At 71.5% G+C, this 12,424-nt stretch carries 10 protein-coding genes; 6 read left to right on the plus strand and 4 right to left on the minus strand.

What is annotated here, in order from left to right; all coding sequences use genetic code 11:
• Positions 1-138 precede the first annotated feature (138 nt).
• From J7E22_RS07725 to J7E22_RS07735, 3 genes are read right to left on the minus strand one after another with little or no spacing between them, the layout of a single operon-like run.
• Positions 139-882 carry a copper homeostasis protein CutC gene (locus tag J7E22_RS07725; protein WP_214980399.1) on the minus strand — a complete coding sequence of 248 codons (744 nt, stop codon included), beginning with the start codon at positions 880-882 and terminating at the stop codon, positions 139-141.
• Positions 879-2,429: a M81 family metallopeptidase gene (locus J7E22_RS17890; protein WP_214980401.1), complete on the minus strand. Its 1,551-nt coding sequence runs from the start codon at positions 2,427-2,429 to the stop codon at positions 879-881. The genes J7E22_RS07725 and J7E22_RS17890 overlap by 4 nt, the downstream gene beginning before the upstream one ends.
• Complete coding sequence (locus J7E22_RS07735; RefSeq protein WP_214980403.1) at positions 2,422-3,606, minus strand: ROK family protein; 1,185 nt, start codon at positions 3,604-3,606, stop codon at positions 2,422-2,424. The genes J7E22_RS17890 and J7E22_RS07735 overlap by 8 nt, the downstream gene beginning before the upstream one ends.
• Before the next feature lie 229 nt (positions 3,607-3,835).
• On the opposite strand from J7E22_RS07735, the gene J7E22_RS07740 reads away from it, so the two are divergent.
• The 6 genes from J7E22_RS07740 to J7E22_RS07765 all read left to right on the plus strand — a co-directional run bounded on the left by J7E22_RS07740 (position 3,836) and on the right by J7E22_RS07765 (position 10,744).
• Positions 3,836-5,632 carry a peptide ABC transporter substrate-binding protein gene (locus J7E22_RS07740; protein ID WP_214980405.1) on the plus strand — a complete coding sequence of 599 codons (1,797 nt, stop codon included), beginning with the start codon at positions 3,836-3,838 and terminating at the stop codon, positions 5,630-5,632.
• Positions 5,633-5,730: 98 nt separating this feature from the next.
• Entirely contained in the window at positions 5,731-6,690 is a 960-nt protein-coding gene (locus tag J7E22_RS07745) for an ABC transporter permease (RefSeq protein ID WP_214980407.1), read from the plus strand.
• Between the two features lie 55 nt (positions 6,691-6,745).
• Positions 6,746-7,639 carry an ABC transporter permease gene (locus J7E22_RS07750; protein ID WP_214980409.1) on the plus strand — a complete coding sequence of 298 codons (894 nt, stop codon included), beginning with the start codon at positions 6,746-6,748 and terminating at the stop codon, positions 7,637-7,639.
• On the plus strand, positions 7,639-9,438 hold the full coding sequence (locus J7E22_RS07755; RefSeq protein ID WP_214980411.1) for an ABC transporter ATP-binding protein: 1,800 nt from the start codon (positions 7,639-7,641) through the stop codon (positions 9,436-9,438). The genes J7E22_RS07750 and J7E22_RS07755 overlap by 1 nt, the downstream gene beginning before the upstream one ends.
• Positions 9,435-10,379 (plus strand): ROK family protein, encoded by a 945-nt coding sequence (locus tag J7E22_RS07760; RefSeq protein WP_308159176.1) that lies wholly within the window; start codon positions 9,435-9,437, stop codon positions 10,377-10,379. The genes J7E22_RS07755 and J7E22_RS07760 overlap by 4 nt, the downstream gene beginning before the upstream one ends.
• 95 nt (positions 10,380-10,474) lie before the next feature.
• Complete coding sequence (locus J7E22_RS07765) at positions 10,475-10,744, plus strand: hypothetical protein (protein WP_214980413.1); 270 nt, start codon at positions 10,475-10,477, stop codon at positions 10,742-10,744.
• Here J7E22_RS07765 and J7E22_RS07770 read toward each other — a convergent pair.
• The gene (locus J7E22_RS07770) at positions 10,738-12,243 is read right to left on the minus strand and encodes a GAF domain-containing serine/threonine-protein kinase (RefSeq protein WP_214980420.1); all 1,506 of its coding nucleotides are present in this window, start codon (positions 12,241-12,243) and stop codon (positions 10,738-10,740) included. The two genes, J7E22_RS07765 and J7E22_RS07770, sit on opposite strands and share 7 nt — an antisense overlap.
• Positions 12,244-12,424: the final 181 nt, after the last annotated feature.

The following is a 12,424-nucleotide window of genomic DNA, read 5'->3' on the forward strand; positions in this document are numbered from 1 at the left end:
TGGTGCCGAGCCGCAACCCGCGGTCGCTCCGTGCGTCGTCCGTCGGCGGAGTGCGGCCGGTCGCGTCAGGGGCGGTGGTCGTCGTGCCCCGCCGGTGTGTGGAGCGTCGCGATCGACGGTGCGCGACGAGTCGTGCCGTCAGCCGTCGAGCGCGCGCCGTGCCGCGGCGACGACCTCGGCGTCCGTCACGAAGTGCGCCGACCCGTCGTCCCCCGCGCCCATCGGGACGCCCGCGTGCGTGCCGACCGCTGCGGCGCGCTTCGCCGACAGGTGCACGGCGGCCGCTCCGGTGGCGACGAGTGTGCTGATGTCGGCGGGGATGACCCCTGCGCCGGCCATCACCTGCACCGGCCCCGCGGCCTGCACCATCCGCGCGATCGTCCGCGCACCGGCGGCCGCGGTCGGGGCACCCCCGGAGGTGAGGACGCGGGTGAACCCGAGGTCGGCGAGCAACGCGACGGCCGCGACCGGATCGGCCGCGTGGTCGATCGCGCGGTGCAGGGTGACCTCGGCGGTCGGGGTGACGGACCGGGCGGCGTCGACGAAGCGTCGGAGCGCGTCCTCGTCGAGGGTCCGGTCCGGGCGCAGGGCACCCACGACGACGCCGGCTGCACCAGAGCGCAGGACCGTCCGGACCTCGCGCTCCATGAGCTCGACCTCGTCACGGTCGTGCACGAACCCACCGGGCCGGCAGCGCACGAGGGCATGCGCGGGGATGCCCGTCTCGTGGGTCATCTCGACGAGGGCCTGCGACGGGGTGAGGCCGCCGAGCTCGAGGCCGACGCAGAGCTCGACGCGGTCCGCACCGCCGTCCCGGGCGACGACCGCCCCGGCCGGTGCGGTCACCGCGATCTCGAGTGCGACGGGGACGGGACGGGTCATGCGGGGTCTCCGAGGGGTTCGGTGGAGGCGGGCACGATCCGGGCGGTGAGGTCCGGGGCCACCGGGAACACTCGATCGTAGGGGAACATCGGTCGCTCGATCCTGTGGTGACCGAGGCGCTCCAGGTCCTGGTCGACCCCGCCGGGCGTCAGGGCGAGCATCCAGTCCGCGGCCATCGCGAACAGCTCCGGCTCCAGGTACCCGATCTTCACGATGACGACGTCGGCCACCCGCGGCGCGAGGTCGAGGTCGGTGAAGTCGTGCTCGTGGTGGTACGGCTTGCGGTACCGCGTGAGGATCGCGTGCACGCTGCCCACCCGCAGGACCACCTCGGTCTCGGCGTCCCGGTCCCCGTGCTTGATCGCGTGCACCCGACCCGTCATCGTGATCGGTCCGGCGTGCACGTCGTCCACCTCGGCGCCCGCGGTGACCGTGATCACGGCACCCACTCCGGCAGCGACCGCCGCGTCCACCGCGGCCGGGCCAGGGACGCTGGCGTAGATGACGGTCGGGCCGTCCGGGTCCTGGAACTCGGGCCGCGCGAGCACCTGCGTGAGCCCCCACGTCATGTCACCCGAACCGCCGGCGGTGGGGTTGTCGCCCGAGTCGGAGACGAAGTACGGATGCGCGGCTCCCGGTGCGATGGCGGCGTCGAGGCACTCCTCGAACGAGCCCGTCGGCGCGACGAACACGAAGTCCTCGCGGGCGTCCCAGAAGGCCCTCGCGAGCCGTTCGGCACCGGCGGCGACCGCGGCGGTGTCCCACCCGGTGACGACGGTCACGGCACGGTCGCGCGGCTGGTCGGCCCAGGCGTACCCGACCCAGATCGCGGCGTCGAGCACGCCCTCGGTCGCCTCGACCTCGGGCACCATCGCGTACAGGGAGGCCGCGGGCTCGATCCGCGTCGACGTCTGCTCGCCGGGGAGCAGGACCGGGATCGGGATCCAGGCCTTGACGGGACGCCGGGACCCGGCGGGACGGGTCGTGAGCACGTCCACGAGGTTGCGGACGGCGCGCTCCTTGGTCTCGAGGGCGTCCTCGTGCGGGGCCATCCGGTAGCAGGTGACCAGGTCGACCTGGTGTGCGAGTTCCTGGGTGACGTTGCCGTGCAGGTCCATCGACGCCGACACGATGACGTCCGGTCCGATCACCGCGCGGATGCGGGTGAGCAGTTCGGTCTCGGCGTCGTCGAACCCCTCCACCACCATCGCGCCGTGGATGTCGTACCAGAGGCCGTCGACGTGCGTCTCGTCGACGATCACCCGCAGTCGTTCGACGATCTCGCCGGCGAGTTCCTCGAAGGACTCCCGCGGCACGATCCCGCCGGGCAGCGCGTGGCCGATGAGCGCGCCCCGGAACTCGGCGGCCGCAGCGAGGGGCGTCCCGGGGTGCAGGAACTCGTACCGCGCCACGACCTCGTCGCCGCGGTCCGGGTGGAACGCCGGCGCGAGGGTCCTGGTCGGGGTGAAGGTCGACGTCTCGATGGCGAGCCCGGCGATCGCGATGACGGGGCGTCGTGCCGTGGGCGGGGTGGGACGGTCAGACACGGACGCTCCTGTTCCTGGTGGTGGACTGCGGGATGGGGGTGGCCAGTTCCTCGAGCGACGCGGCCAGGCCCCGCTGCAACGCGAACTGCCCGGCACCGACGAGCCCGGCGTCCGCGCCGAGGGACACCGGCTCGATGGCGAGGTGCTGCGTCATGAGCGGGTGGCAGCTCTCGTACAACTGGCTGCGCACGGCCGCGATGAAGGGGTCGAGGGTCGACAGGATGCCGCCGAGGTAGACGGCATCCGGGTTGAAGAAGTTCACGTTCGCGGCGACCACCTCGCCGAGGTACCGACCCGCGAGCCGGACGGCACGGGTGGTCTCGGGGTGCGCGTCCGATGCGAGCCGCACGACGTCCGCCGTGGAGGACACGTCGACGCCCGCCTCGCGCAGGATCCGCACGAGCGCGGCGCCGGACGCCACGGTCTCCAGGCACCCGGTGTTGCCGCAGGAGCACGGGGTCTCACCGGCGGCGTCGATCCGGACGTGGGTGATGTCCCCGGCCGCCCCGGTCGATCCCCGGTACAGCCGCCCGTCGATCACGATCCCGGCACCGATCGCCGAGCCGGCCTTGATCGTGATGGTCTGCCGTCGTGCCGCTGGCTGCACGGTCTGCTCGCCGGCGGCCATGCAGTTCGCGTCGTTGTCCACGATCGCGGCCATCCCGAAGCGGTTCGTCAACCAGTCGGCGACGGGGAACCCGTTCCACCCCGGCATCCGGCTGGGCAGGTCGACCACGCCGGCCTGCACGTCGACCGGGCCCGGCAGGCTCAGGCCCACGCCGCGCAGTCCGGCTCGACCGCGGTCGTCCGCGAGCCCCTCGAGCAGCGCCGCCAGGCGCTCGAGCGCTGCCACCGGACCGTCGGCGAGCGCGAACGGGACGTTCGCGACGGACTCGAGCGCGCCTCCCGGCAGCACGATCCCGATGCGCGCGTGGCCACCGCCCAGGTCGGCGGCGACCGCGTACTCGTCGGCGCCGCCGATCCGCAGCACCTTGCGTGGGCGTCCGCCGGTGGAGACGTCGGTGCCCTCCTCAGCCAGGATCCCGTGGTCGAGCAACTGCGCGACGACGTGCGACACCGTCGACGGGGCGGCACCGAGCAGCTGCGCGATCTCGGTGCGGCTCGTGGCCTGACCGGACGCGACGAGCTCGAGCACGCGGGCACTGAGGTCCGGCATGACTTTCTCCAATACGGGCGGAAGGGCGGTCGAGGTGCCCGTCTCCGCCGAGCCTACGGGCATGCAGCAGCCGAGACGCCTTTCGTTCGATCGGCAGTAACACAGTTTTTACACGGGGATGTTTGTTTTTCCAACGGCTTTGGTCCTTGACTGTCCCCGTGCCGATCGGCACACCTCGTGCTCCACCCCCCCCGAGACCCCCGCACTCCACGCACAAGGAGACACCGTCATGACCAAGCCCCGTCGCTGGGCCCTCCTCACCGGAGCAGCGCTCGCGGTGAGCGCCCTGCTCGCCGGCTGTTCCGGCGGCGGCAACGCCACCTCGAACACGAAGTCCGACGAGCTCAACTACGCCCTCCCCGCGAACTTCACGCCGAACTGGATCCTGCCGATCGGCACCGCCGCGCACCTGAACACGAACAACGGCTCGATCGCACAGTCGCTGTACGAGCCCCTCGTCGCGTACGACGGCTCCACGGGCAAGATCGCCTGGAACAAGGCCGGCTCGGTCGCGACCGACGCGAAGTTCGCCGCCGACGGCAAGAGCGTCACCGTCACGCTGGGGGACCGGCACTGGTCCGACGGCAAGCCGATCACCAGCCGCGACGTGCAGTTCTGGTTCAACCTCATCAAGGCGAACAAGGACCAGTGGGGGTCCTACTCCGAGGGCAAGGCGCCGGACAACTGGACGTCGTTCAAGGCCGACGACGCCACGCACTTCACGATCACGTTCGACAAGTCCTACAACGCCGACTGGATGCTCGCCAACCAGCTGAGCCACATCATCCCGCTGCCGCAGCACGCCTGGGACAAGACCGGTGCCAGCGCGACGGTCTCCGACGCCGACGAGACGACCGCCGGCGCGAAGCAGGTGTGGAAGTACCTCAACACCGCCGCGGGCAAGATCTCGACGTACGCCACCGACGACCTGTGGAAGACCATCTCCGGCCCCTACGGTGTGAAGACCTTCACGACGGCGGGCAAGGTCACCCTGACGGCCAACACGAAGTACGACGGCGGTGAGAAGCCGTCCATCGCGACGGTGAACCTGCTGCCGTTCACGACCGCCGACGCCGAGGTCAACGCGGTCCGCTCCGGCGAGGTCGACTACGGGTACATCAACGCGACCGACATGGACCAGAAGTCGTCGTTCACGCAGAAGGGGTACGACGTCAAGCCGTGGACCGGGTGGGCGATCACGTACATGCCGTACAACTTCAACAACCCCACGATGGGTGCCGTCTTCAAGCAGCTGTACGCCCGTCAGGCCGTCCAGATGTCGATCGACCAGACCAGCCTGTCCAAGGTGGTCTTCAACGGCACCGCCACGTCGACCTACGGTCCGATCCCGCAGGCCCAGGCGTCCGACTACGTCTCGGACGTGCAGAAGGGCAACCCGTACCCGTTCAGCACGAAGAAGGCGAAGGCGCTGCTCACCAGCCACGGCTGGGCCGAGCAGGGCGGCACGATGGTCTGCACCGACCCGGGGACGTCCGCCAGCCAGTGCGGTGAGGGCGTCAAGCAGGGCACGAAGTTCACCATGGGCGTCCTGTCGCAGTCCGGCTCGTCCGTGACCGACAACATGATGAGCGCGATCCAGTCCTCGCTCGCCAAGACCGGCATCGGCTTCACGATCAAGACCGCCCCGGTCTCGAGCGTCCTGTCGCAGACCCCGACCTGCAAGTCGACCGAGGCCAGCTGCGACTGGGACCTGTCGTTCTTCGGCACCGCGGGCAGCTGGTACTTCCCGGCCTACCCGACGGGTGAGTCGCTGTTCTCGACCGCCGGTTCGGCGAACTTCGGCAGCTACTCGAACAAGCAGGTCGACGCGCTCATCGACGCGACGACGACCTCGACCAACGCCACCGCGGTGCAGGACTACAGCGCAGCGGTCGCGAAGGACCTGCCCGTCATCTGGCTGCCCAGCCCGGACTACCAGATCTCGGTCGTCAAGCAGGGGCTGACCGGGTTCGAGCAGGACTCGCTCGCGAACTTCCACCCCGCGCAGTGGAAGTGGAGCAAGTGAGCCGCTGACGCGACCACGGACTGGAGGCGCGGCGCGGGTCCGACGCGCATCGCGCCTCCCGTCCGTCCCATCTCCACCATCCCGACGACGGAAGCAGCATGACCACAGCTCTCTACCTCACCCGGCGGGTGCTCCAGGCCGTCGCGGTGATCCTCATCGTCACGATCGTCGTGTTCTGCCTGCTGCACGCCCTGCCCGGCGGACCGGCCCGCGGCGTGCTCGGCGTCTCGGCGACACCGGCGCAGATCACCGCGTTCAACCAGGCTCAGGGGCTCGACCAGCCGCTGCCCGTGCAGTACCTGCGGTTCCTCGGACGGCTGCTCAGCGGTGACCTCGGGACCTCGTACACGCTCAACGAGCCGGTCTCGCAGCTCATCGCCGAGCGCCTCCCGAAGACGCTCGTCCTGACCGGGATGTCCGCCGTCATCGGGCTCGTCATCGCGATCCCCGTCGGCATGCGGCAGGCGGCCCGTCGCAACGGAGCGGTCGACTACGCCGCCACCGCCCTGGCGTTCGTCTTCTACTCGACGCCCGCGTTCTTCCTCGGGCTCATCCTGATCATCGTGTTCAGCCAGCAGCTGCCGTGGCTGCCGTCGCAGGCGCCGAGCGGCACGACCCTCGCCGAGGTGTTCCAGGACCCCGCCGGACTCGTGCTGCCGGTCGTGACCGGGGCGCTCGCGATGATCGCGGTGTTCAGCCGGTACATGCGGGCCTCCACGCTCGAGAACCTGCAGGAGGACTACGTCCGCACCGCCCGGGCCGGTGGCGCCTCGACCGCGACGATCCTGCGGCGGCACGTGTTCCGGAACTCGCTCACCCCGGTCGTCGCGATGCTCGGGTACTACCTGCCCGTCCTGTTCGGCGGGGCGCTCGTGACCGAGCAGCTGTTCAACTACCCCGGCATGGGGCTCCTGTTCTGGAACGCGGCGCAGACGTCGGACTACCCGACGCTGCTCGGGTGCGTGCTGGTGATCTCCATCGCGACCGTCATCGGCACGCTGCTCGCCGACGTGGCGCAGTCCTTGATCGACCCGCGAGTGAAGGCAGGCCGCGCATGACGATGGCATCCCAGATCGACACTGCATCCACCTCCGACGTGAAGGCGGGCCGCGCATGACCACCGTCCAACTCGCCCCGGAAGCCCCGGGCGCACCGGTGACCGCCGCCGCCACCGGCTACCGCCTGGCCGCCCGCCGGTTCCGGCACAACACGCTCGCGGTGATCGGCCTCGTCGTCATCGTCGTGATCGTGCTGTTCTGCTTCGTCGGACCGTTCCTGTACCCGACCGACCAGACGCACACGCAGCTGTCCCAGGCGAACCTCGGCCCGAGCGGTGCGCACCTGCTCGGCACCGACGCCGTCGGCCACGACGTCCTCGGCCGCCTGATGTACGGCGGCAAGGTCTCGCTCATGGTCGGCATCGCGGCGGGTGTCCTCGCCACCGTCGTCGGCACGCTCTGGGGATCGATCGCCGGCTACGTCGGCGGTTGGGTCGACGCGGTGATGATGCGCATCGTCGACGCCGGCATCGCCATCCCGGCGCTGTTCATCCTGCTCGTCATCTCGGCGATCACCACCCCCGGCGTCGGAGGGCTCATCGTGATCCTCGGGTTCGTGTCGTGGCTCGTGCCCTCCCGCTTGATCCGTGCCGAGACCCTGACGCTGAAGAACCGCGACTACGTCCTCACCCTGCGTGCGATCGGCGGATCCCACGCGCGCGCGATCGGCAAGCACCTGCTGCCGAACTCGGTGTCGACGATCGTCGTCGCCGCGACGTTCCAGGTCGCCGACGCGATCCTGCTCGTCGCCTACGTCTCCTACCTGGGGCTCGGTGTCCAGGCCCCGGCCACGGACTGGGGCGGCATGCTCTCGGCGGGACTCACCGCCGCCTACTCGGGACACTGGTGGCTCATCGTGCCGCCGGGTCTCGCCGTGATCCTCGTCGTCTGCGCCTTCAACGCGGTGGGCGACGGACTCCGGGACGCCTTCGACGTGAGGGGCCGCTGATGTCCATCCTGCAGACCACCGACCTCGGGGTCACCTTCACCACCGAGTCCGGGCCCGTCCCCGCCGTCCGGGGTGTGTCCCTGACCGTCGCGGCCGGCGAGACCCTGGCGCTCGTCGGCGAGTCCGGCTCGGGCAAGTCCACCGTGGCGCTCGCCGCGATGGGGCTGCTGTCGGGCAACGCCACCGCGACGGGCAGCGCGATCGTCGACGGCCACGAGGTCGTCGGAGCCGCCGAGTCCGCGCTCCGGGGGCTCCGCGGCAGCACCGTCTCGATGGTGTTCCAGGAGCCGGCGACCGCCCTCGACCCCCTGACGCGCGTCGGGGACCAGATCGCCGAGGTCATCCGGAACCACCGCTCCGTCAGCGCGGCGGACGCCGCCGAGCAGGCTGTCGAGCTGCTGGCCCGTGTGGGCATCCCGACCCCGTCGCAGCGCGCGCGGTCGTTCCCGTTCCAGCTGTCGGGAGGCCAACGCCAACGCGTGGTCATCGCGATGGCGATCGCGAACGCTCCCAAGCTCCTGATCGCCGACGAGCCGACGACCGCGCTCGACGTGACGGTGCAGGCCGAGATCCTCGAGCTGCTGCGGAAGCTCGCGGCGGACACCGGCACGGGGGTCCTGCTCGTGACGCACAACATGGGCGTCGTCGCGGACTTCGCGGATCGCGTCGCGGTGATGCTGCAGGGCGAGATCGTCGAGACGGGCTCGGTGGAGGACGTCCTGCTCCGCCCCGAGCACGAGTACACGAAGCGGCTGCTGGCGGCGGTGCCGCGGCTCGAGACGGCGGCGTCCGTTCGAGACGGCGGCGTTTCGGTGGCCGGAACCACCGGTGAGACGGAGGCGTCAGGGGGAGACACGGCCGAGTCAGCGAGGCGCCGCGAGATTCCGGTGCGTCTCGACGAGAGCGCGGCGTCTCACGGTGACGGAGGCGTGTCGGCGGGTGCGGCCGGTGCGGCCGGGAGGCCCGGTGCGGCCCCGGTGGTCGACCTGCGGGACGTCTCGGTGACGTTCGGGCGCGGGGCGCGCGCCGTGCACGCCCTCGCCGGGATCGACGTCGTCGTGCACGCGGGCGAGACGGTCGGCCTGGTCGGCGAGTCCGGCTCGGGCAAGTCCACCGCCGCCCGCGTCGCGCTGGGGCTGATCGCGCCGACGTCCGGCAGCGTGCACCTGTTCGGCACCGATCTCCGGCGTGCACGCGGACGCGACCGGCGCAGCCTCCGATCCGGCATCGGGGTCGTGCTCCAGGACCCGGTGGCGTCCCTCGACGCCCGCATGTCGGTGGGCGAGTGCATCGCCGAACCCCTCGCCGTGCACCGTCGCGGAACGTCGTCCAGCGACCGCCGGCGACGGGTCGACGAGGTCCTCGACGCGGTGCGGCTGCCCCGGGCACTCGCCTCGCGGGCACCCCGGGAGCTCTCCGGTGGGCAGCGGCAGCGCGTGTCCCTCGCCCGCGCACTCGTCCTCGAACCGCGGTTGCTCGTCGCCGACGAACCGACCTCGGCGCTCGACGTGAGCGTCCAGGAGGCCGTACTCGAGGTCCTCACCGAGCTCCAGGGCGAGCTCGGCTTCGCGTGCCTGTTCGTGTCGCACGACCTGGCCGTGGTGCAGCACTTCGCCGAACGGGTGGTCGTGATGCGCCAGGGTGTCGTCGTGGAACAAGGCACGACGGGCACGACGCTCCTGCACCCGACGACCGACTACACGCGACGCCTGCTCGCAGCCGTGCCGGTGCCGGACCCGATCCTGCAACGACAGCGGCGGACCGAGCGGCTCGCGACCCTCGCGGCGGTGGACGCGTGAGTGCACTCACCGGGCAGCGCACCGTGGTCGCGGGCGTCGACGTCGGCGGGACGAACACCAAGGTCGTCCTGACCACGCCCGAGCTCGAGGTCATCGACCGGATCGACCTCCCGACCCCTGCGCACGCGGGCGGGGCCGCGATCGTGACGGCGGCCGTGGCCGCGGTGACGGACCTGCTCGACCGGCACCGGGCCTCCTTGGCGGGGGTCGGAGTCGGCGCCGCCGGCGTGGTCGACGCGACCACCGGGACCGTGCTCGTCACGGGCAACTCGTTCACCGGCTGGGCCGGGTACGGCGTGACCGACGCGATCCGTGCGGCGCTCGGGGTCCCCGCGACGCTCGACAACGACGTGAACGCGTTCCTGCTCGGCGAGGTCGCCGCCGGCGCGGTCGCGGGGGAGTGCGACGTGCTCGGGATGACCCTCGGGACCGGCGTCGGCGGTGCGCTCGTCCTCGGCGGGCACCTGTTCGCAGGACCACGCGGTGCTGCCGGCGAGATCGGCCACGTGCCCGGGTTCGGTGACGCGCTGTGCACGTGCGGCCAGGTCGGACACCTCGAGACCATCGCGGGGGCGCGGGGCATCGCGGACCGGTACGCGGAACGCTCCGGACGCCGGGCGACGGCCCACGAGGTCGCCGATGCCGCACGTGCTGGCGACCCCGATGCCGCGGACGTGTTCGGGACGGCCGGGTGGGGGTTGGCACGAGCGGCGCTCCTGACGGCCGGGATCCTCGACGTGACGACGGTCGTGATCGGCGGTGGGATCGCGCGGTCGTGGGACCTGCTCGAGCCCGCCATCACGGCTGCGATCGCGGCGGAACCCCCGGTGAGCGGGGCGCCCATCCGACTGGCGCAGTCGACGCTCGGGTCCGACGCGGTGGCGCTCGGTGCAGCAGCGCGGGTGCGGGACCTGGTGGTGGGGGCCGACGTGGCGGTGTGACCGCGAGCACCGCCCTGCAGAACAGGCATTGTCACACTGATGTACCAGTTGCAGGATGGTCGCACCGGGAGACGAGCTGGGTGGAGGAGGACGTCGTGCGAGTGATCACCGTGCCTGGGCGAGGTGCTGTCACGGCGTGGAAGATCGTGTCGGTGTCGGCCGTGGGGGCACTGCTGTGCGTGTCACTCGTGCTCGACCAGGTCAGCCGGACCTCAGTGCCCGGGTCCGACCGCGCTCATCGGTTCGAGTCCTGGGCGATGACCGGCCTGGCGATGACGCTCGCGCTCGGCCTCGCCGTGGGGTTCTCGTGGCTGTTCTGGGCTCGGCGGCAGGCCGAGCGGCGGGAGCCACCTGCGGGTCAGTGACCCGTCGGCGGGTGCACCTGCAACGAGTCGCTCGTCGTGCGGAGCGATTCCTGCCGGAGCTCCAGCTGCGTGACGGCCAGCGCGGCCAGGTCGCGCAGGTTCGCCAGGTCCGCCTCGGTCGCCTGCCGGGGCCGCGAGTCCAGCACCGCGAGGGTCCCGATCGTGGCACCGTCGTGTCGGACCAGCGGCACGCTGGCGTAGAAGCGGACGCCGAGCGGCCCCGTCACGAGCGGGCTGTTCCGCATCTCGGGGTGCGTCGAGCCGTCCGGGATCACGACGGGGACGGGGACCGGCGCGAACCCGTTGCGGAAGGTGATGCTCCGCGCGGACTCGTCGACGCCCTCGGCGATGAACGAGTGCGACCACTCCCGGTCCTCGTCGATGACCTCGATCAGGGCGATCGGTGCGTCGAACAACCGCGCGGCCATGCTGGTCGCGCGCTGCAGGGCCTCGTCCGGCAGTTCGTCGAGCGACGCGGAGTGCGGGACGCCTCCCGAGGTCGAGACGGCTCCGGACATCGGACCGCCAGCACCGGCAGCACCGCCAGCACCGGCCGTACCGGCGGGGCCGGAGACACCACCCGTCGCGGGACCGGCAGCACCGTCGGCCAGGGTCGACGACGCACCCGCAGCGCCGCTGCCCGCGGTCAGTCCTGCCCCCGCAGCCGTCTCCGTGATCACGACGTCCCGCAGCATCGCCACGAGTGCCGCACCGGCCGGTCGGTCACCGGGCTCCCGGGCGGTCATCGCACGCAGGGCGTGCTGCCAGTGCGCGGGGAGCGGCTCTGGCACGACAGGGTCACGCGAGAGTCGAGCGACCGCGGACTCGACGAGCGAGCCCGGGAACTCCCGGCGCCGGGTGAAGCACTGGAGCAGCACCAGCCCGAGCGAGTACACGTCGCTCGGCGGCCCGACCTCGGCACCGCGGGCCTGCTCGGGGCTGAGGTACGCAGCGGTACCGGTCGTCACGCCGTCCGCGGTCAGCCGCTCGACGCCCTCGGCCAACGCGATGCCGAAGTCGGTGAGCCGCGCACGGGCACGGTCGGACCCGTTCCCGTAGTCGACGAGCAGGATGTTCGACGGCTTGAGGTCCCGGTGCACGACGCCGCGGGCGTGGATGTAGTCGAGGGCCTCGGCCATGTCGTAGCCGACCTCGGCGATGTGCCGGGACGCGAGCGGACCGCCGGACAGCCGGTCCTCGAGGTTCAGGCCGGTGACCAGGGACATCACGATGAACCGCTGCGGACGGCCGTTGGCATCGCGGACCACCCCGGCGTCGAGCAGGCTCACCAGGTTGTGGTGTTCGAGGGACGCCAGGACGCCCTGTTCCGCTTCCTGTCGCGCGATGTCGACGAGACCCGGGTGGAAGACCTTCACGGCGACCGGTCGGTCGAGCGTCTGGTCCCACGCCCGGTGGACGACGGCCATGCCGCCCTGCCCGATCACGGCTTCGAGCCGGTAACGGTCGGCGAGCAGCGAGGGTTCCTCTGGCGGGACCATCCATGCCTCGTTCTCGGGTCGGCCGAGTCGCTCGGTGGCCGAGTCGATCGGTGGGCTCAGTCGCTCGACATGCAGAGGCGACGATGCATCTTCGCATCCCCGGGGCCGGTGGCGCGGTCGGAGTTCGTCCTCTGGCTGAGCCGGTGGTCGGGAATGCGGGTGATCGTCGTTCTCCGGCTCA

Origin of the sequence: Curtobacterium sp. ISL-83 (genome assembly GCF_018613895.1) — a bacterium.
Lineage (GTDB): Bacteria > Actinomycetota > Actinomycetes > Actinomycetales > Microbacteriaceae > Curtobacterium.